This window comes from Lysobacter humi (ex Lee et al. 2017), from assembly GCF_054781815.1.
The window spans coordinates 260445-279234 of sequence record NZ_BAAGTR010000005.1; the positions used below are offsets into that span (position 1 = coordinate 260445).

The following is an 18790-nucleotide window of genomic DNA, read 5'->3' on the forward strand; positions in this document are numbered from 1 at the left end:
CGGTCACAACTGGCGGCAGCCGAGGATCGACCCGCCCATCCCGCGCCGGAACGGATTCGCGGACACCGACGGCTGCAACGTCACCTTGACCACCTCGCCGTCGCGGCCGATCTCGACGAACTTGCTCAGCTCGTCGGCCGCACTGAACGTATAGCCCTCCGTGCGATAGACGTTCGCCGAGGCCGAGCCGCTCTCGACGCGGCCGGCATAGACGTCGCGGTCGCCGGAGAACATGGCGTCGAGGCGCGTCACCAGCAGGTAGCGGCCCGGCTTCATCTGCGAGAACTGGAATTCGCCGCGCTCGTTCGCGGTGGCTTCCATGCGTGTCTCCAGTACCGCCGGATCGGGCACCACCTGGTCGCGCCCGGGCTTGGCCTTCTTCGACAGCTGGATCAGCTGCTCCAGGTGCGGCGTGGCCGGGTAGAGCGCGACGGTCGACCCGGCGGCATACGCCATCGCGCCGTTCCAGTGGCCGCAGGCCTGGCCGCGGATCACCGATCGCCCCGGCTGCAGCGCGGCTTTCGCCGCGGCGCGATCGAAGGGCACGGTCGGCTCGAGCATGCGGACGCTCGCGACCGGCTCCGGCAAGGAGGTGCGTGCCTGCATCTGCCGTTGCTCGGCGGACAGGCGCGGCGCGGCACCCGGCCGGCGCGCGTCGAACTCCGCGACCAGGTCGCACAGGCGCGCGCGCTCCTCGGTCGCGCTCGCACGCTCACCGGGCGCGACGATCGTCGTGAGCGTGATCGTCGAGGCCTGCTTGTCGACCATGATCGACACCGGATGGGGCGACGGCGGCTTGCCGATGCCCATGCTCGGCTGCGCCGCGCGATGGTCGGGCGGGCTGAAGACCATGTAGCCCGCCCCGGTCGCGATCGCCTTGTAGTCGTCCAGCGCCTTGCGCGCGTCGAGCGCGGGGTACGCGCTGCTGGTCATGTAGAACGTCGCGCCGTCGGGCGCCCTCACTTCCTTGAAGTTGCCGGTGCAGGTGCCGGCGGCCGCGCTCGCCGCAGGCCAGGCCACGAGGCCGGTGAACAGCATGCACGCGCGCAGCGCGTGCGGTCGGAGCGGGTTCGTCATGGTCGTATTCCTTCCGTGGAAAGTACCGGGCGCCAGACCCCGGCGCGGTTCCGGCCTGCGCCGGGCGGCGCGATTCTGCCACAGCGCGCCCGCCGACCGCGGCCGCGCTCGACGTTGCACGATGGGGGTGCACGATGGGCGATCCCCGTACGTGGGCCGCGATGCATCGCGCCGCTTCAACGCCCGCGGGCGTACTTCGATCGACGCGCATGCGAACGCCTTCGAGCCCGCGATTTCAACGCGAGCGAAGGACACGCACGCGACTAGGCATCCTGCGCTCGGTCTGCCTGAGGCCGAGTTGCGATCCGGTGCAGCCATCGCGGGGACACGATGTTCAAACGCTCAGCGCGACTTCGCCGCGCGTTTCGACGAACCGCGAGTGGTGCGCCATACCTCGAAGTCGACGACATTGCCCGCGAGCGCGAGCGCGGCGGCAGGTGCGATCGCGCCCGGCGGCAAGGCTGATCGCCCTTCATCGCGCTCCGGCCAGCCCTCGTTGGTCGCGCGCTGCCACTGGGCCTCGTCGCTTCGCGCATCGGCGAGATACGGCTCGGGCGGAGGCGGCACGCGGTACATGGTTTCTCTCCGGAGGGATGACGGCCCACCGAAGCAGGTCGCGGGGCTGAAGTTCCGCTCCGGTAGGCCGCGCGAATCGGCTCAGCGTTGCGAGCCACGGCCCGACCCCTCGGGGCTGCGAGGTGTCCTGCGCTGCGGTGATGCATTGTCGATCGGCGCGCCCGATTGCGGCTCGGCGCGAGCGGCCGATTTGCCGGACGATGCCTGTCGGGATGAGGCATCCGATTCGACGATGGTCGGCGACGTGGGGGAACGGGCGGGACGGTTCGAGGTGCTGTCGCTGCGCTTCATGGTGATTCCCGGTGGATGTCGTGGACCGTAAGGCCGAAGCCGGGGCTTCCTACAGGCAAGCGAATGATCCAGAGGCGGAAAGGCAGGTCGGTGGGTGCCACCGGGAACGTTGCTGGCGAATCGGTGCCGGGTCACGTTGCGCGCGGACGGAAGACGACCGCGTGACACCGAGCGCAGCGTTTCGCCGCCACGACCGCGCCGCACGCGGGGTGCTCGCACAGCCGTGCGTGCGGACCACTCCGGCGTGAGCGCGGGGCGAACCGCGACTGCACGGTGAGGTCTGCTGTCGCCTGGCAGCAGTCCTGCGCCCGCGCTGCGCCGCACGCGCCGACCGGCGGTACCGTGTTTCCCACCGCGTTCACGGCGAGGGGCGCAGAACCGATGGATGACCGGCCGCGGGCCCGGGCGCAGCGACGACGAGGATCCCCGTGCGCGAGATCGAACCCGGCGGCCTCACTCGCGGCGAACTCGGCGAATACTTCGCCTGCACGGTCGACCGGGTGCGCGACTATGCGATCTTCCTGGTCACCCGCGACGGACGCATCGCCACCTGGAACGAGGGGGCGCACCGCCTCAAGGGCTTCACGGCGGACCAGGCCATCGGCCAGCACCTGCGCATCCTCTATCCGGCTGAAGCACGTGCCGCCGGTCACGCCGAGCACAATCTCGAGATGGCCGCGCAGTGCGGGGCGCACCGCGAAGAGACGTGGCGGATCCGCAGCGACGGCACGCGCTTCTGGGCACTGGTCGAGCTGATCGCGCTTTCCGGCGACGACGGCACGCCGTGCGGTTTCTGCAAGATCACCTACGACCTCACCGGACGCCGCCGGCTGGAGGTCGAACTCCAGCGGGAGCGGGATCGCGCCGCGGTCACGCTCCGCGCGATCGCCGACGGCGTGATCGCGGTCGACGGGCGTGGACGCGTCGAGGTGATGAATGCGCAGGCCGAGGCGCTCACCGGCTGGACCGAGCAGGATGCGGGCGGCCGGCGCCTGTCGGATGTCCTGCACATGGTGGCCGACGCCGGCGATGCGGAGTTCGCGAGCGCCGCCGCGGCGGCCGACGGCGAGCACGGCGTTCTCGAGGGGCGCGACGGGCGGCGGCGGACCGTCGAACAACGCGTCGCCCCGATCCCGGCCACCGACGGCGCGGCCGCCGGCGCGGTCGTCGTGTTCCGCGACGTCACCGCCTCGCGCGAGCGGCTGCGTGCGGTGTCCCATCGCGCGGCGCACGACGGCTTGACCGGCCTCGTCAACCGCAGCGAGTTCGAGCGGCGCCTGCAGTGCACGCTCGACCATGCCGCCGGCGGCAGCGCCATGAGCGCCCTGCTCTTCCTCGACCTCGACGGGTTCAAGGCCGTCAACGACACCTGCGGCCACGACTGCGGCGATCGCCTGCTGCAGGCGATCGCACGGACCTTCCTGCAGACGGTGCGGACGCGCGACACGCTCGCGCGCATCGGCGGCGACGAGTTCGCGCTGATCGTCGAGAACTGCGGCCATGAGGAGGCGCTGTCCGTGGCACGCAAGCTCATCGCGGCCGCGCGCGGGATCGCGTTCGAGCACGAAGGCTTACCGCTCGAGGTCGGCGTCAGCATCGGCATGACGCTCGTCGATGGCGATGCCGGCTCGATCGAGCGGGTCCTGCATGCGGCGGACGTCGCCTGCTACGTGGCCAAGGCCAAGGGCCGCAACCGCGTCGAGGCGCACCTGCTGCATTGAGGTCGGTCCGGCGCCACGGAACGCCCGGGACCATGCCGGCGTCGCTTACCGCACGCCGCCGGTCACCGCATCGCCCGGCGGCGCACCGGACACCGCCTTCAGGTTGCAGGAGCCCGCGCATCCGCGTGTGGCGAACCGTCGCCGGCGCGGCATGAGAGATCCCGCGGCAGCTCCACGGTGAATGTCGTCCCGTGCGCATCGCTCGACGTCACGCCGACGCTGCCGCCGTGGCCCTCCGCGATCTCGCGCGCGATGTAGAGGCCGAGGCCGAGGCTCGTATGGGCTCGCGTGTCCGACGGCGTGTCGGCCTCTAGTTGCACGAGTGGCTTGAAGATCGAACGCAGCGCCGCGTCCGGGATCGTGCTGCCGTAGTTGGTGATGCGCACGGTGCTCCCCGCCGCACCGGCGGCGGCCTCCACCATCACCGGATGCGCGGTGGCACCGTGCTGCGCGGCGTTGACCAGCAGGTTGACGAAGAGCTGGTGCAGGCGCGTCGGGTCGTGACACGCGGAGAGCACGCCGGTCACATGCAGCTCGTAGCGCGTGGCGGGGTGCGTGGCGCGCGCATCGGCGACCGCCGCGTCCAGCACCTCGCCGAGGTCGCACCAGGCCTTCTCGATCGGCAGCCCGCGGCCGAGCTGCGTGCTCGTGTAACCGAGAAGATCGTCGACCATGCCGCGCATGAGCTTCGCGCTGCGCTGGACAGTCTGCGCGAGTACCTGCGGGTTGCCGCCCAGCTCGCCGCGCGCCAGCATTTCGCCGCACATCGCGACGTTGGCGAGTGGTGCGCGCAGGTCGTGGCCGAGCACCGCGAGCAGCAGCTGCTGCGCCTGCGCCGTCGCATCGGAATACGCCGCCATCGATTCGGCGAGGGCCTGGTCGATCGCCTCGTTGAATCGCACCACCTCGTGCACGGTCGTCTCCGACATCGTCTCCACGTGCGGCAGCCACAGGCGCAGCACCGTGGAGCGCAGCGCGCGGAACTCGGCGCCGAGCTGCGCGAGCGAGAAATCGTGGCGATGGCGAAGGCGTCCGTGGACGGTGGCCGCGCTGCGCGACACGCCTTCGGCGCCCCGCCCTTCCGACTTGCGCAGCTGCTCCGCGTCGGTCTGTGCAGTCTCGATGTCGTCGGCCACCGCGAGGAGCATCTCCTTCGCGTGGTCGCGCAGCACGAGGTCGGTGAGCAGGGGGTCGGCCGGCGCGTTCTGCCGGGCGAAGCGATCCCACTCGGCGAGGACGCGCTCGAGGTCGGATCGGATGAAGGCGGCGAGCCGCATGGATCCCTCTTCCGGTGATGTCTCGGTGGGAGGGCCGCTGGGACGGCGCATGGATTTGCGCGGCCAGAGTAGCGCGTCGGCTGCCCCGGCACACGCGCCCGGCCGCTTGGCGCAGGTGGTCGGGGCCTTCGGCGAGCGCGGGACGGTCCACCGGGCAGGCCTGTCGGCGCGCACGACGGCGTTGCAGAATGACGGCATCACCAGGGGGATCCACCGCATGACACGTCGACTCGCCGTCGCGGCGCTGCTGCTCGCGCTCCACGCGCCATCCGTCACCCGGGCCCAGGAGGTCTCGCTCGATGACCTGCCCGATACGCCGATGCCCGGGCTCGACCTCGGCGAGGAGAGCAACGGCTGGTACCTGCGACGCAACGGGTCGAAGTGCTCACTCTTCAGCTTCAACGACCGCATCGGCATCGAGGTCGATCCCTCGTGGAGCCCGACCGCGCGGGTGCAGCTGCGCATGATCGACCAGCCGCTCGAAGGCGAGGACGGCGAGACGCGGTCGCTCGACCTCGCGATCCGGCCCGCGGGCGGCGGACCGATCCGGCGCGCGACGCGCGAGGTCGTCGTCTCCCGCGAGGACAGCGCCTACCTGCTGCCGCTGGAGATGCAGGACATCGCGGACACCTACCCGACCGGCTTCGACCTCGTCATCATCGGGGCGGGCGAGAAGACCGTGTTCCTCGGTGATACCGCGGGCGCGGACAAGCACATCGCGGCACTCGCCGCCTGCGCGAAGCGCTGAAGCCGCGAGGACACCGCGGTGCCGGGCCAGGGCGCAGGCTGCATGTCGCGCCCTGGCCGACCGGTGCATGTCCTCCGATCTCCGGAAACCGATCCATGAGAAACCTCCTGTTTGCGCTCTGCCTGCTCGGCCCCGCCGCGCACGCCTGCGAGACGCATGTCGAGCTATCCGGCACCGTGCACGTGCCCACCTGCCCCCGCGAGTCGGCGAACTGCCGCGGCGCGGCGGAGGTGGTGCATCGCGCCATGAACGCGATGCCGGACGATCCGGCCGTGATGGCGATCGGCCTGCACGCGAGCCCGTGGCGCCTCTACGACGGCGACATGCGCATCCTCACGGTCGAGGACGTGGCGGCGAAGGTGCGTGCGAGCCGCGACCCCGGAGAGCAACGCGTCGACCTGATGGGCTCGTGGACCGGCGTCGCGCCCGCGCCCGGCGTGCCGTCGCTCGCCGAACGCCTGTCGAAGGCGCTCGATGGCCTGCCGGTGCGCGGGGAAGACGGCTTTCTCTGGTTCGCCAGCGACGGCACGCGCCGCACCACGCGGCAGGCGTTCACCACGCGCGACGGCGCGGGCGCCTACCTCGTGCCCGAGGGCGCCGACGTGCTGGTCTCGCTCGCGAGCGGCTGGCCCGCGTACGTTGTGGACCTCGTGGCCGATCCGAGCGCCGAACTGCTGATGCGCGCGGCGGCCGGCTACGACGTCTTCTTCCTGTGCCCCGACAAGGCACTCGCCGGCTTCGAGCGCGCGGCGGCGAAGGGCAGTGCGATCGCCGCCTACAACGCCGCCCTCATGCGGCTGGAGCGCAATGGCGAGGGCGATCGCGCGGCAGCGCTCGCGCTGCTCGAGCGCGGCGTCGCATTGGGTGACGGGCCGTCGACGGTGCGCCTGGAGCGCGAGCGGAACTAGCGCGCTGCAAGGTGCGTCGAGCGCGGCACCCGGTGCGCGGCGTGGCTCACGCGTAGATACGCGCGGCGCGGCCTTCATCGGGATGCGCCCGACGATGCACCGTCATCCGCAAGTCGCCCGCGCGTGTCATGCCCGACAATAGGCACGAGCCGAAAGGAGACGGAGCGTGCACAAGCCGCATGTCGTGGTCGTCGGGGGTGGATTCGCAGGCCTGTGGACGGTGCGCGCGCTCGCGCGCGACCCGGTGCGCATCACGCTGGTCGATCGGCGCAACCACCATCTCTTCCAGCCCCTGCTCTACCAGGTCGCAACCGCGGGCCTCTCCGCGCCGGACATCGCCGCGCCGCTGCGCCACATCCTGCGCCGGCAGGCGAACGTCGACGTGCTGCTCGCCGAGGTCACCGGCATCGACACGGGCGCGCATCGGATCGCGCTCGCCGACGGCCGCACGCTGGCCTACGACACGCTCGTACTCGCCAGTGGTGCGACGCATGCCTACTTCGGGCACGACGAGTGGGCCGCCGTCGCGCCGGGGCTCAAGACGCTCGACGATGCGCTCGCCATCCGCCGTCGCGTGCTGACGGCGTTCGAGCGCGCCGAAGCCGCCACGGACGGCGCCGAACGCGATGCCTGGCTCGACTTCGCCGTCGTCGGCGGCGGGCCCACCGGCGTGGAACTGGCCGGCACGCTCGCCGAGATCGCGCGGCACACGCTGCGCGACGAGTTCCGCCATATCGATCCGGCACGTGCGCGCGTGCGCCTCATCGAGGCGGGCCCCCGCGTGCTCGCCGCATTTCCCGAGGACCTCTCGGCCAAGGCACGCGCGCAGCTCGAGCGCCTCGGCGTGGAGGTCGTGACCGGGCGGCCCGTCACCGCGATCACCGAGGCGGGCTACCGACTGGGCGACGACTTCATCGCGTCGCGCACCGTGCTGTGGGCCGCGGGCGTGGCCGCGTCACCGCTGGGCCGGATGCTGGGCGTCGGCACCGACCGCGTCGGACGCGTGCCCGTGGCACCCGACCTGAGCGTGCCGGCCCATCCCGACGTCTTCGTCGCCGGCGACCTCGCGAGCGTGCAGCAGGACGGTCGCGCGGTACCCGGCGTGGCGCCGGCCGCGAAGCAGATGGGCAGCCACGTCGCGCGCGCGGTCCGTGCACGCCTGCGCGGCCTGCCCGCGCCGACGTTCCGCTATCGCGACTACGGCAACCTCGCCACCATCGGCCGCATGGCGGGCGTCGTCGACCTGCACGGCCTGAAGCTCTCCGGCCTCCTCGCCTGGTGGTTCTGGCTGGTCGCGCACGTCTTCTTCCTGATCGGCTTCCGCAACCGCGTGATCGTGCTGATCAACTGGGCGTGGTCGTACTGGAGCTACCAGCGGCACGCACGGATCATCCTGCGGGACGACGCCGAGCGCTGATGCATGCCGCCGCCTGCACGGTGCGTCCGGCGCCTGGGCGGCGGCCGCGGCGGATTCACGCGCATCGCGCGTTCCCGTTCTGGCCTGCACGCGTCCGCCGGCCGATCCCCCGCACCGGGTGGCGGCGACTGCTGCCACCACGCTGTCAGCATCCCGGGTCGAGACTGCCCGTCCCGCGGCACGCGCCGCAGCGACAGGACGCTCCATGGACCGGCACATCACGTTCTTCTATGCCCCCCAGTCCCGCGCCACCGGCACGCTCGCCGTGCTGGAGGCGCTGGAGGCCGATTACGACATCCACCTGCTCGACCTCCGGGCGGGCACGCAGCGCAGCGCCGGCTACATCGCGGTCAATCCGATGGGCAAGGTGCCCGCGATCCGGCACGGCGACGCGGTGGTGACCGAGCAGGTCGCCGTCGTGGCCTACCTCGCCGACCTGTACGCCGACCGCGGCCTGGCGCCCGCGCTCGATGACGCCCTGCGCGGCCCCTACCTGCGTTGGCTCGCCTTCTACGGCGGTTGCTTCGAGCCCGCCATCACCGACCGCTCGCTCGGTCGCGACGCGGGCGAGCCCAGCAGTTCGGGTTACGGCAGCTACGACCGCGTGATGGACACCCTCGCGCAGCAGCTCGAAGGGGGCCCGTGGCTGCTCGGCGAGCGCTTCACCGCGGCGGACGTGTTGTGGGGCACCGCGCTGCAGTGGACGCTGCAGTTCGGGCTGGTGCCCGATCGTGCTGTGTTCCGCGACTACGCGGCGCGCGTGGCCGCCGTGCCCGCCGTCTCGCGCGCGGCCGCACTGGATGCCGCCCACGCCGCGCGGCAGGCGGCATGAGCGCGGCGGCTGGCTAGACTCCGGCGATGCGACGCGCCGACCGGCTCTTCCTCCTGGTGAACGCCCTGCGCGGGCGGCGGCGTGCCGTCCCCGCGCGCGTGCTGGCCGACGACCTCGCCGTCTCGCTGCGTACGGTCTACCGCGACGTGGCCGACCTGCAGCGCTCGGGCATCCCCATCGAGGGCGAGCCCGGCGTCGGCTACGTGCTGCGCAAAGGCGCCGACCTGCCGCCGCTCGCCTTCGATGCCGAGGAGCTCGAGGCGCTCATCGTCGGGCTGCGCTTCGCGCGCGCGTTCGCGGGCACGCGGCTGGGCGCCGCATCGATGCGTGCAAGGCTGAAGGTCGAAGCCGTGGTGCCGCCCGACACCTATGCACGCGCGAGCGGCGTGGCGATCCTCGCGCCCGGTGGCCGCGGCGAGCGCACTAGCGAGTTCGGCGAACGCCTCGACCGGCTCAACGTCGCGATCGCCGGGCGCCGTGTGCTGCGCCTGCGTTACGTGGCCGCGGACGGTGGCGCGAGCGAACGCGAGGTCGAGCCCCTCTGCGTGCTGTTCTGGGGCGGCTCGTGGACGCTAGCCGGCTGGTGCCGGCTGCGCGGCGATTTCCGCCAGTTCCGCCTCGATCGCATGCTCGACTGCGCCCCCACCGGCGAGGTCTATCGCGTCGACCCCGCGCGCAACTTCGACGCGCTGGTGCGGGCGCTCGACGCGCGGGCACGTGCGGAGGCCTGCGAGGCGACGACGTGACCGCCGCGAGAAGCCTCCGCACGTAAGGCGCGGGGTTCTGGGCGGGGACTATGCCGATCCCGGTTCCCATGCTCGCCCGACGCGTCCGGTTCGCCACCCCGCCGCACCGCGCCCGGTTGCACCGGCGACCCCGAAGTGCGGGAAAATGGTGCCGCGGCGCGCCGGACCGTGGGGAATCCGGGCGCACGCAGGGCATCGCCGCGGCTTTCGCTACGCCGATGTCGCCACTCGAACGGGGGCCCGATGAGACACCTGATCCTGCTGCTGCTCGCGGTGGTGGCGCTGGTCGCCGTCGTCCAGCTCATGCCTTCGGGCTACCGTACGCGCATCGCGGGCCATTTCCGGCGCAATGCGCTGTGGCTCGCCCTCGCGGGCCTCGCCCTGCTCGCCATCATCGTGGGCTCGTTCTACCTGCCTGCCCTTCCCATCCTGAAGTGACCGCTATGGCCAAGAAGCTGCTGCCGCTCCTGATCCTCTGCACGCTCACCGCGTGCACCACCGTCGACACGGGCAACGTCGGTATCGAGAAATCCTTCGGCAAGGTCTCCGAGAAGGCGCTCGAGCCGGGCAACTACCTGACGATCGCGGACACCGTCTACGAGGTCACAACCAAGGAAGTGAACTTCCAGGTCAACGACCTGCGGCCCAAGAGCCTCGACAACCTGACCCTGCAGGACCTCGACGTCGACATCTACTTCAAGACCGCGCCCGGTGCGGTGCGCAACCTGTTCGTGAAGTACCAGGGCGACATCGTCCAGCACGACGAGATCATCCAGGGCGGGCAGGACGTCAACGTCGTGGGTTACAACCGCGTGCTGCGCGCCTCGCGCGAGGCCGTCTACAACGCGATCTCGAAGTTCCCGGCCACCACCATGCACACCAAGCGCCCGGAGATCTCGGAGGAGATCCGCCGCCTGCTCCAGAAGGAGCTCGACGAGTCCGACAAGGGTGCCTTCGTGGTCACGTCGATCAACGTGCGCAACCTGCTCACCGACCAGGCGATCGAGGACGCCATCCGCCGGCAGGTGCAGACCGACCAGGAGATCGCCCGCGCGCAGAAGGAGGTCGAGCTGGCGAACGCGCAGGCCGAAGTCGCGCGCGCGAAGGCGCAGGGCGAGGCGGACGCGAACACGATCCTCGCGCGGTCGCTGACCCCTGAGCTGATGCAGATCCGCATGGCGGAGATCGAGCGCGACACGATCGTGAACTCGGCGAAGGCGGGCAACACCGTGATCAGCGGCGTGCAGCCGGTGATGACGCTGCCGGCGCGGTGATCCGGGCGGGGCGCGGGTGCCCGGAAGCATGGCAACCGCGGCCGTGACCGCCGGGTGGGTTCCGTTGCCGCGGTCGTTCCGCACGCTCCGCGCCGCCAGCGGATCACCTGTCCGCCCGAGCAGGTGGTGGCGGTAGCACGCACTGACGGCGCGCCACCCTGACGCTTCGCATCGACCGGCGCGCCAGCTTTGCCCGGGTGCGCCGGCCCGTGGCGCAAGCGTGTCGTCCCGGTGTCGGGTCCGTGCCGGGGCGCTCGCCGCGGGCGCGGCGCATGATGCGGAGCCCGGAACAGCCGTGCGGAGGACGCGCGAATGAACATCGACAGCAACCGCCTGCGTGAGCTGCGCACGGCGCGACAGTGGTCGCAGGAGCAGCTGGCCCAGCTGAGCGGGTTGAACCTGCGCACCGTGCAACGGCTCGAGGCGGGCGCGAGGGTGTCGATGGAATCCCTGCGCGCACTGGCCGCCGTGTTCGAGGTCCCGGCAGACAGCCTGCTGGCGCGCGGGACAGTGCCGCGCCCGCCCGCGCTCGAAGCCATGCGCGAGGGCGTGCTGCGCGGCCTCGACTTCGCCGGCGTCACGCCGCGCCCGGACTTCTGGTGGTTCGCGCTCGCCGTGGCGATGGTGGTGGCCCTCGGCCAGGTCCTCGCGCAGAGCGCCGGACCGCTGCCGCTGCAACTCGCCTCACTTGTGGTGCTCGTCCCGTGGGTCGCCGCCTGCACGCGCCGCCTGCGCGACGCCGGCTTCAGCCCATGGTGGCAACTGATCAGCCTCGCCCCGGTGGCGGGGATCCTGGTGCTGCTCTACCTGCTCACGTTCCCGAGCCGCGCCGATGTCGCCGTGGCGGCGCGCGCGGGCTGACCCGATCGCACAGGGCGGTCGCCGTCCGCGGCGACCCGACCCGGCCGGCGGCGCCGCCTCGGGAGCCGTTCGCGCTACGTGCCGCACGCGACGGTCGAGAGCAGGTCGAAGGCGAAACCCTTGCCCTCCCACGGGTCGCCCAAGTTGGTCGGGCGCTTGCGGCTGAGCAGGATCAGGATCCGCCCCGAGTCCGGCAGCAGCCAGTTGCGGTTCTCGATCCCGCCCACCAGCCCCTGTCGCTCGACGATCCGCACGGGGCCCGCGCACCCGGCCAGCGGCGCGGGGTACGTCCACTGGAAGAAGTCGAGGAAGCCATTCGCACGGCGCGTGGTCCACATCGCCTTGCGTGATGCCGGCGAAAGCAAGCGGCCGTCGAGGAGGGCACGGTCGAATCGCCACAGGTCCTCGACCGTGCCGTAGGCGCCGGCCGAGGCGCCGTTCACCCCCAGGTCGATCAGCGCGTCGACCTCCCGGGCCTCGCCGATCGGCTGCACATGGGGCGTTCGCGCGCCCGGTGCGAACAGGCCGACGCTTTCCATCCCGAGTGGCCCGGTGATGCGCGCACGCAGCAGCGCATCGAACGGCATGCCGGTGATGCGCGCCAGCACCTCGGCCAGCACGATCGTGTCGCAATTGTTGTAGTCGAACCCCGCCGGCGGGACGGCGCGCGGCGGACCCGCACAGAAGCCCGCCGCACTCTCGGCGGGCGGCTTCGCGGCAGCGCGGTAGAACGCTCGCACGCCGTCATCATCGGCCGGGCTCGCGTCCGGCTGCGGCAGGCCGCTGTTGTGGGCGAGCAGGTCGCGGATGCGGATGCGCGACGCATGTGGTGCGCGCCAGTCCGGCCAGTAACGGCTGACGGGCGCGTCGAGGTCCAGGCGCCCACGCTCGACCTCCTGCATCGCGATCACCGCCGCGAGCTGCTTGGTGATCGACGCCCAGCGCCAGACCGCGTCGGGAGCAACCGGCTCGTCCCCAATCGGGAGGATCGTCGGGCGCCCGGCGCCGGTGTCGACGAGCAGTACGCCGTCGAAGCCTGCACGGCGGGCACGCGCCTCCAGCGCAGCGACGACTTCGGCCGACGCTTCCGCCACGGGAGCTGCGTCTCGCACCGTGGAGCAACCGATCGACAGGCATGCAGCGAGGGCGGCGACATAAACCTTCATGCAGAGCGCTCCTTCGGTCCGGATGCAGCGCTGCCACGACATCGCGCGCGATTCCCGCACGACGTGGCGCGATTCGGCGACTGCCACCGAAGGAGGTTACGCGAAATGCTGCGAGCACCCCGGCCCCAGCCCCGGAGGATGCGGTCGAGCTGGCGCCCTGAAGAAGCGCGCACCACTTGCAACCCGACGAGTGCCGGGCCACGCACGGCTCCGCCCCGCGTTATCGGTCGCGGCCCGGCTGTCAGGCGTCGTGCCGGGCGCCGGGCTCCGTGCGCCGGATCACGCGGTAATCGATCGGCTTGTAGCGGAAGTTGTTCGACTGCCCGGCCGAGCACGCTGTCATGCCCACCACCAGCGGCATGCGCGCGCGCAGGCGGATGAGGTCGCCCGGGCCGCTGCGCGGTGGCAGCACGCGGATCACGCCACTCTGCGCGTCGACGTCGACATGCATGAAGACGTTGAAGGCGATCGGGATGCGGTCCACGCCGATGTCCCAGGGGGCCAGCGCGGCCACGAGGTTGCCCTCGCAGCCCGGACGGGCTTCGGTCTCGCCGTAGATGATCGAGAACGTTTCCTTCGAGCACGGCGTGAGCGTGAAGTCGTGCCGGCCGCAGGTGTCTTCCACGATGTCGAACATCGGACGGCTGCGGTTGGAATACAGCACGTCGCCCGTGGTGAGGAACATGCGCGAGGCATAGTCGATCGAGCGGCCCGATGACAGGTATTCGCGCAGGTCGTCGCGGTTGAAGGCCGTGAGGTCGCTCACCTGCTGGCCTTCGGGATCGATCACCACGAGCTCGTCGCCGGCCTCGAGCTCGACCGCATGCGCGGAACAGGGCGGAATGCGATGCGTCTCGGTCATCAGTGCGGCTTCCCGCTGCGCGCATGGAAGGGGCAACGCCAGTCGGCCTCGACGGCGCGGCCGCTGTACTGGCGCGTTTCGGGCGCGGTTCCGAAGTCGGCCAGGTTCGGATTGAGGCTGCCCTGCAGCGCGAGGTCGCGCTGGCGTGTGGCGGCCTGCATCTTCGCGTAGCGTCCGTCGGCACGCAGCCGGTCGAACTGGCGGTGCGAATTGAAGACCAGCGCCGGTGCCTCGAAGCGACGCGCCATGCGCGACGCCCCCGGGTGCAGGCCGATCACGAAGAACGGATGCCCGCCCAGGCTCAGGCTGAAGCGTGCATCGTCCGGATCGCGGCCGACATCCTCCGCCCACGGCGTGCCGCGCGCATGGTCGGCATCGTGCAGGCGCTGCAGCAACGCCCACAGTCGCCGCTCGAACTGCAGCTCGTCGAGATGACGCGGCGCCTGGAACAGCGCGACGAGCGAATACACCGTGGTGTCCGACGGATCCTGCGCATCGATGAAGGCGCCGAAGTCATGCAACTCGTCCAGCAGTCGCACGGCCGAATGCGGGCAGTCGAGCGAAGCCAGCTCGAGCGAGCGGATGGCACCGCGCGCCAGGGCCGCCTTGGCGCCGACGCACGGGAACGCGGCGTGCTCGACATGGGCGAGGAAGCGCGTCGACAGCGAGTCGGCCACGAAGCCCAGGCCGGTGTCGGCCGTGGATTCATAAGTAAGCGGCGATAGATCCATGAAAGCGGCCGTGAGTTCGATGTGCGAAGCGTCGCCACCGGCGCGGCATGACGGCGTGCACGCCTCGCGTAGTCGTTCATGGATGTGGGGACAGTGTGGTCATTGGATGGGGCCCAGCCTCGTCAGCCGGTACTTTTGCTTCATCCGCGACGCCCACAATCTCGCCGATGGGCTTTTGGAAGCCCGACCCTGGTGGACGAAGCGCATTCGCATGCTGGTCCAGCTCAACGTGATGCCCCGTGACGCACGAATGCGATCCCAAGGACCGGCAGTGCGAATACCCCGGCCAGCGCCATCGCCAGTGTCCCGCGGTCGAACGGCCGCCGGTCGGCCGACGGCGCGTCGATCGATCGGGTCTCGGGCATCGGGCGGTCCGGCTCGGCAATGAAGTCCTGCGGCATGGCGGCAGGCATGGCCACGCCCGCGACCGGCGCGGCCGGGTCGAGCACGGTCAGCCGCAGACCCGAGCGCTTCGCCGCATCGTCGAGGCGCGCCGCATCCGCCACCGGCACGACCACTGTCAGGTGAACACCGCTCAATGCGCCCGCATCCATTGCAGCCAACTGCGCCGCGACTACATCCACCAGCCTACGCGGATTGGGCGATACCAGCAGCAGGCCGGTGACACCGTAGTTCTCTTCTTCGGGCGCTGATTCCAGCAGGTCGGCAACGCCATCCGCGCTGTCCGGGTAATGCCCCTCGCCTTCGACGGGCAGGACCACCCCGGCATGCAAGCGCCCCGCCCGCAGGTTGAGCCGTTCGCGCAGCTCCTCCATGTAGGTTCGCCACTTTGCGTGTCCGGGCTCTGCGGGGGCCACGAGCAGGCGCGCCCGCATCTCACGCAACGCCGCCCAGTAATGACGCCGGGCATCGTCGAGCTTCGCCGCCTTCGCGAGTGCGTCACGCCATGCGGTGGACTGCACCGCGAGTGGCAGGCCATCGTCGAGTCCCAACCGCAGGTCGACGGTCGGCGGTTCATCCGCCATGAGGGACTGCCCCGGGGCCAAGATCTGGATCACGACGACGCCATCCTCGACCACCACATCCTGGCGCCAGTGCATCGAACTGACGGTGCGCGGCAGGGACGCGATCCATGCGGCCGGCAGGAGAGCGTCCAGGCCGACGCGGCGAACCGGCTTTCCCGTGCGGTCGTACACGACCACGGCATCGTCCCCATATCCCAGGCTGTGCCAGTTGTCGAACGTCGCGAAGCGACCGCCGTCCGACACCACCGCCTCCACGGGGGCCACGTCGTTCACCAGAGGGCCCTGCCATACCGTCGACCAACCGCGCGCGGTGGACCATTCGAGCCGGCCGACCGGATGCCGCTGCGTCGATCCCGAGGGTTTCCCTGCGGGCTCCCGTCCGCCCACCTTGTCGGCGAAATACGGCAGCGCGCCTGCGAGCGGCCGCGGGACGACGGTCAGTCGGTAGAGGCCGCCCGGCGAGGTGTATGTCCGCTCGGAGGGAGGCAGCCAGCTGTCCGCACGCGCCGGCGTCGCAAGCGCAATGCACAACAGGGCGAGCAGCTTCAGCGCATGTCGATACATGGGGCGCTCACGAGAGGTCGACGAGCATTACAACGCCTATCTGTCCCGAAGGGGGTTGGACGACGCGGCGTGCAAGGGCTGCACCCCGACGACCTTTTTATCCGCAACGGTCAGCGAGCTTCAGCGGAAGGCCCTTCGGGACGACGTACCCCACAACGTTGCACACGCTCAGCCATCGCGTTCGCCACCTCAACCCCACAACGCCTCCATCGCCAACGCATACGACCGCAGCCGCGCGTCGGGATCGTGGATGTTCGCGGTCACGATCAGCTCATCCGGCCGATGGCGCTCGACGAACTTCGCCACCCACGCGGCGACCGTGGCCGGCGAGCCGACGGCCGAGCACGCCAGCGCCTGGTCGATGCCTGCCTTCTCCATCGGGCTGCAGAAGGTGTCGAGGGCGTCCGCCGAGGCCAGCGGCGGGGGTACGAGGCCGGGGCGGCCGCGGCGCAGGTTGATGAAGGCCTGCTGCTGCGTGGTGAACAGGCGGCGTGCCTCGTCATCTGTATCGGCGCAGACGATGTTGATCGCCAGCATCACGTGCGGCGACGCCAGCGTGCGCGAGGGCTCGAAGCGCGTGCGGTAGACGTGCAGCGCGTCCTCGAGCGCGGCGGGGGCGAAGTGCGAGGCGAAGGCGTAGCGCAGGCCGAGCCGTGCGGCGAGCTGCGCGCCGAACAGGCTCGATCCGAGGATCCACGGCTCGACCACCACGCCGCTGCCCGGCACCGCCTGCACGGCCTGCCCCGGCTCGACCTCCTCGAAGTAGCCCAGCAGCTCGGCGACGTCGGCCGGGAACTCGTCCGCGCCCGCGTAGTAGCGGCGCAGCGCGCGCGTGGCCGCCATGTCCGTGCCCGGCGCGCGCCCCAGGCCGAGGTCGATGCGGCCCGGGTACAGGGTGGCGAGCGTGCCGAACTGCTCGGCGACCTGCAGCGGTGCATGGTTCGGCAGCATCACGCCGCCGGAGCCGACGCGGATCGTCGACGTCGCGCCCGCCACGTGCCCGATCAGCACCGCGGTGGCCGCGCTCGCGATCCCCGGCATGTTGTGGTGCTCGGCGAGCCAGTAGCGGCGGTAGCCGAGCCACTCGGCATGACGCGCCAGGTCGCGCATGTGCGCGAAGGCCTGGGCGACGTCGCGACCCTCCCCCACGGGGGCGAGGTCGAGGACGGAGAGGGGGATCATGGGCGCTCGACGGGGTGAACTGCGGACAGTGTCCACGCGCGGAAGAAGGCGCGGGTCAACGGCAGTGGATCGGACCGTTCGAGCGAGGTGCGCTGGATCGTGCAGGCGGCAGCCGAAAGCCGAGCTGATCGCTTCCTCGCGGAAACAGCGCAATGCCCCTTGTGTCGATTAATGCCACGCGGCGGCGTCTCCCGCATTGGAGACGCCGCCGGTGGAAGACGTCATATGGGTGCGCCCTCGCTTCAGGGACTTGTCGCGGTCTGCGCAGCGTCGCTGGCCGCCGTGGCCTCCGGGTGGCGTGCCTTCCACTCCATCGAGCGATAGATCCGGTTCCACCCGCTTGGATGGTCATGGAACAGCGCTTCCTCCACCGGACCCGGCCGCATCTTGCGGTATTCGGCGAGCAGCACGGCGGCCTGCGCGAAGCCGTCGGGCTCGCGCGCGGCGTCGAGTCCGAAGGCGTCCGCCTGCTCCTCGGCGATGCGCGTCATGGTGTTGTCGATCGGCGTGACGGCGAAGCTGAAGACCGAGAACAAGGCGATGACCAGCGGCAGGCCGGCGACGTCGCCGATGCCGTGCACCGACCAGCGCTCGCCGAATCGCGCGAGCACGCGGCCGAACGCCCAGCGCACGAAGGCGAAGCCGAGGAACAGCATCACCGCGAGGAACGCCACCTGCGTATACATGTGGCTCAGCACGTAGTGCCCCATCTCGTGTCCGAGCACGGCCTTGACCGTCTCCGGCGACGTGCGCTCCAGCAGGTTGTCGTTGAGGCTGATGCGCGTCGTGCCGAACATGCCGCTGACGTTCGCGCTGATGCGGTTGCTCTGGCGCGATGCGTCGAACCAGTACACGTTCTCCGCCGGGATCCCGTGGGTCTTCGCCATCGAGAGGATCTCCGTCTTCAGCGGCGAGTCGTCGAGCGGCTTGTAGGTGTTGAACAGCGGCGCGAGGAACACCGGCGCGATCGTGCCCAGGAACACCACGAACGCCACCGAGACGCCCGCGCCCCACAGCCACCACGCGCGCGGGAAGCGCCGGATCACGGCATAGATCACTGCGAGCAGCAGGCTGCCGAGCACCACCGTCACCAGCAGCGACGTCACCTGGTCGCTGACCCAGCCGGCCACGTCCTGCGTGGACAGCCCGTACTGGTGCTCGCGCACGAAGCCCTCGTAGTAGGCCCACGGCGCCGTGAGAAGCGCGGTCAGCACGAAGTACTGCATCGCGTAGAGGACCGTCTGCAGCCACCTGAAGCGCGTGCGCCGCTCGGCGAAATCACGCATGCGCGCCGAAAGCCGCGTGCCGAGTAGCAGCCAGGCGACACCGACCGCGATCAGCACGTTCCACAGCAGCAACCAGTAACCGCCCTCGAAGTAGGCATCGGAGCTGGCGCGCTTGGCGGCGGGAATCTGGGCCATGTAGGCCTCGCTCGCCGCCTGCACGTCGAAGCTCCCCGACGCCGCGGCGACCGTGGACATCGCGTCCCCCGCGTGCCCCGTCGCCATGCCTCCTAGCAGCAGCGCACCCACGAGCATCATGCTGGCCGTCGTCTTGGACATTCCGTTTCC

General features: G+C 70.9%; 18 protein-coding genes. 9 read left to right on the forward strand and 9 right to left on the reverse strand.

The annotated features are described in order from the left end of the window. Window positions 1–3 precede the first annotated feature (3 nt). Window positions 4–1077, reverse strand: a complete 1074-nt coding sequence (locus ACYVJJ_RS04875; protein WP_460831575.1) for a hypothetical protein — start codon at window positions 1075–1077, stop codon at window positions 4–6. 342 nt (window positions 1078–1419) lie between these two features. Next, window positions 1420–1653, reverse strand: coding sequence for a hypothetical protein (locus ACYVJJ_RS04880; RefSeq protein WP_460831577.1), 234 nt, complete (start codon window positions 1651–1653; stop codon window positions 1420–1422). A 719-nt stretch (window positions 1654–2372) separates the two neighbouring features. Between ACYVJJ_RS04880 and ACYVJJ_RS04885 the strand changes: the two genes are divergently transcribed. Next, window positions 2373–3665 carry a diguanylate cyclase domain-containing protein gene (locus ACYVJJ_RS04885; protein WP_460831579.1) on the forward strand — a complete coding sequence of 431 codons (1293 nt, stop codon included), beginning with the start codon at window positions 2373–2375 and terminating at the stop codon, window positions 3663–3665. Between the two features lie 98 nt (window positions 3666–3763). On the opposite strand, the gene ACYVJJ_RS04890 is transcribed toward ACYVJJ_RS04885, so the two are convergent. Further along, the gene (locus ACYVJJ_RS04890; protein WP_460831581.1) at window positions 3764–4942 is read right to left on the reverse strand and encodes an ATP-binding protein; all 1179 of its coding nucleotides are present in this window, start codon (window positions 4940–4942) and stop codon (window positions 3764–3766) included. Window positions 4943–5159: 217 nt separating this feature from the next. Between ACYVJJ_RS04890 and ACYVJJ_RS04895 the strand changes: the two genes are divergently transcribed. The 8 genes from ACYVJJ_RS04895 (at window position 5160) to ACYVJJ_RS04930 (ending at window position 11728) form a co-directional block, all read left to right on the forward strand. After that, complete coding sequence (locus ACYVJJ_RS04895) at window positions 5160–5690, forward strand: hypothetical protein (protein ID WP_460831583.1); 531 nt, start codon at window positions 5160–5162, stop codon at window positions 5688–5690. A gap of 95 nt (window positions 5691–5785) precedes the next feature. Then, a complete protein-coding gene (locus ACYVJJ_RS04900) occupies window positions 5786–6598 on the forward strand; it encodes a hypothetical protein (protein WP_460831585.1) in 813 nt (270 codons plus the stop codon). 166 nt (window positions 6599–6764) lie between these two features. Next, window positions 6765–8015: an NAD(P)/FAD-dependent oxidoreductase gene (locus ACYVJJ_RS04905; protein ID WP_460831587.1), complete on the forward strand. Its 1251-nt coding sequence runs from the start codon at window positions 6765–6767 to the stop codon at window positions 8013–8015. Window positions 8016–8220: 205 nt separating this feature from the next. Beyond that, the gene (locus tag ACYVJJ_RS04910) at window positions 8221–8847 is read left to right on the forward strand and encodes a glutathione S-transferase family protein (protein ID WP_460831589.1); all 627 of its coding nucleotides are present in this window, start codon (window positions 8221–8223) and stop codon (window positions 8845–8847) included. Window positions 8848–8873: 26 nt separating this feature from the next. Next, window positions 8874–9593 (forward strand): helix-turn-helix transcriptional regulator, encoded by a 720-nt coding sequence (locus ACYVJJ_RS04915; protein ID WP_460831591.1) that lies wholly within the window; start codon window positions 8874–8876, stop codon window positions 9591–9593. A gap of 243 nt (window positions 9594–9836) precedes the next feature. Then, the gene (locus tag ACYVJJ_RS04920; protein ID WP_460831592.1) at window positions 9837–10031 is read left to right on the forward strand and encodes a hypothetical protein; all 195 of its coding nucleotides are present in this window, start codon (window positions 9837–9839) and stop codon (window positions 10029–10031) included. A 5-nt stretch (window positions 10032–10036) separates the two neighbouring features. Next, window positions 10037–10867 (forward strand): SPFH domain-containing protein, encoded by an 831-nt coding sequence (locus ACYVJJ_RS04925; protein ID WP_460831593.1) that lies wholly within the window; start codon window positions 10037–10039, stop codon window positions 10865–10867. A 312-nt stretch (window positions 10868–11179) separates the two neighbouring features. Further along, window positions 11180–11728: a DUF805 domain-containing protein gene (locus ACYVJJ_RS04930; RefSeq protein WP_460831595.1), complete on the forward strand. Its 549-nt coding sequence runs from the start codon at window positions 11180–11182 to the stop codon at window positions 11726–11728. A 74-nt stretch (window positions 11729–11802) separates the two neighbouring features. On the opposite strand, the gene ACYVJJ_RS04935 is transcribed toward ACYVJJ_RS04930, so the two are convergent. The 6 genes from ACYVJJ_RS04935 to ACYVJJ_RS04960 form a co-directional block, all read right to left on the reverse strand. Beyond that, complete coding sequence (locus tag ACYVJJ_RS04935) at window positions 11803–12894, reverse strand: serine hydrolase domain-containing protein (RefSeq protein ID WP_460831597.1); 1092 nt, start codon at window positions 12892–12894, stop codon at window positions 11803–11805. 241 nt (window positions 12895–13135) lie between these two features. Further along, a complete protein-coding gene (locus ACYVJJ_RS04940; RefSeq protein ID WP_460831599.1) occupies window positions 13136–13756 on the reverse strand; it encodes a DUF1989 domain-containing protein in 621 nt (206 codons plus the stop codon). Further along, window positions 13756–14487, reverse strand: coding sequence for a guanitoxin biosynthesis heme-dependent pre-guanitoxin N-hydroxylase GntA (gene gntA / locus ACYVJJ_RS04945; RefSeq protein ID WP_460831601.1), 732 nt, complete (start codon window positions 14485–14487; stop codon window positions 13756–13758). The genes ACYVJJ_RS04940 and gntA overlap by 1 nt, the downstream gene beginning before the upstream one ends. Window positions 14488–14711: 224 nt before the next feature. Beyond that, complete coding sequence (locus ACYVJJ_RS04950; RefSeq protein WP_460831603.1) at window positions 14712–16037, reverse strand: hypothetical protein; 1326 nt, start codon at window positions 16035–16037, stop codon at window positions 14712–14714. A gap of 189 nt (window positions 16038–16226) precedes the next feature. Then, the gene (locus ACYVJJ_RS04955) at window positions 16227–17219 is read right to left on the reverse strand and encodes an LLM class flavin-dependent oxidoreductase (protein ID WP_460831605.1); all 993 of its coding nucleotides are present in this window, start codon (window positions 17217–17219) and stop codon (window positions 16227–16229) included. A gap of 242 nt (window positions 17220–17461) precedes the next feature. Next, the gene (locus ACYVJJ_RS04960; RefSeq protein WP_460831607.1) at window positions 17462–18781 is read right to left on the reverse strand and encodes a M48 family metallopeptidase; all 1320 of its coding nucleotides are present in this window, start codon (window positions 18779–18781) and stop codon (window positions 17462–17464) included. Window positions 18782–18790 lie beyond the last annotated feature (9 nt).

Bases quoted from the DNA above. Each gene is read 5' to 3' on its own strand.
- ACYVJJ_RS04875 (WP_460831575.1), bottom strand. From the start codon at position 1,077: ATGACGAACCCGCTCCGACCGCACGCGCTGCGCGCGTGCATGCTGTTC.
- ACYVJJ_RS04880 (WP_460831577.1), bottom strand. From the start codon at position 1,653: ATGTACCGCGTGCCGCCTCCGCCCGAGCCGTATCTCGCCGATGCGCGA.
- ACYVJJ_RS04890 (WP_460831581.1), bottom strand. From the start codon at position 4,942: ATGCGGCTCGCCGCCTTCATCCGATCCGACCTCGAGCGCGTCCTCGCC.
- ACYVJJ_RS04895 (WP_460831583.1), top strand. From the start codon at position 5,160: ATGACACGTCGACTCGCCGTCGCGGCGCTGCTGCTCGCGCTCCACGCG.
- ACYVJJ_RS04900 (WP_460831585.1), top strand. From the start codon at position 5,786: ATGAGAAACCTCCTGTTTGCGCTCTGCCTGCTCGGCCCCGCCGCGCAC.
- ACYVJJ_RS04910 (WP_460831589.1), top strand. From the start codon at position 8,221: ATGGACCGGCACATCACGTTCTTCTATGCCCCCCAGTCCCGCGCCACC.
- ACYVJJ_RS04915 (WP_460831591.1), top strand. From the start codon at position 8,874: ATGCGACGCGCCGACCGGCTCTTCCTCCTGGTGAACGCCCTGCGCGGG.
- ACYVJJ_RS04920 (WP_460831592.1), top strand. From the start codon at position 9,837: ATGAGACACCTGATCCTGCTGCTGCTCGCGGTGGTGGCGCTGGTCGCC.
- ACYVJJ_RS04925 (WP_460831593.1), top strand. From the start codon at position 10,037: ATGGCCAAGAAGCTGCTGCCGCTCCTGATCCTCTGCACGCTCACCGCG.
- ACYVJJ_RS04930 (WP_460831595.1), top strand. From the start codon at position 11,180: ATGAACATCGACAGCAACCGCCTGCGTGAGCTGCGCACGGCGCGACAG.
- ACYVJJ_RS04935 (WP_460831597.1), bottom strand. From the start codon at position 12,894: ATGAAGGTTTATGTCGCCGCCCTCGCTGCATGCCTGTCGATCGGTTGC.
- ACYVJJ_RS04940 (WP_460831599.1), bottom strand. From the start codon at position 13,756: ATGACCGAGACGCATCGCATTCCGCCCTGTTCCGCGCATGCGGTCGAG.
- gntA (WP_460831601.1), bottom strand. From the start codon at position 14,487: ATGGATCTATCGCCGCTTACTTATGAATCCACGGCCGACACCGGCCTG.
- ACYVJJ_RS04950 (WP_460831603.1), bottom strand. From the start codon at position 16,037: ATGTATCGACATGCGCTGAAGCTGCTCGCCCTGTTGTGCATTGCGCTT.
- ACYVJJ_RS04955 (WP_460831605.1), bottom strand. From the start codon at position 17,219: ATGATCCCCCTCTCCGTCCTCGACCTCGCCCCCGTGGGGGAGGGTCGC.
- ACYVJJ_RS04960 (WP_460831607.1), bottom strand. From the start codon at position 18,781: ATGTCCAAGACGACGGCCAGCATGATGCTCGTGGGTGCGCTGCTGCTA.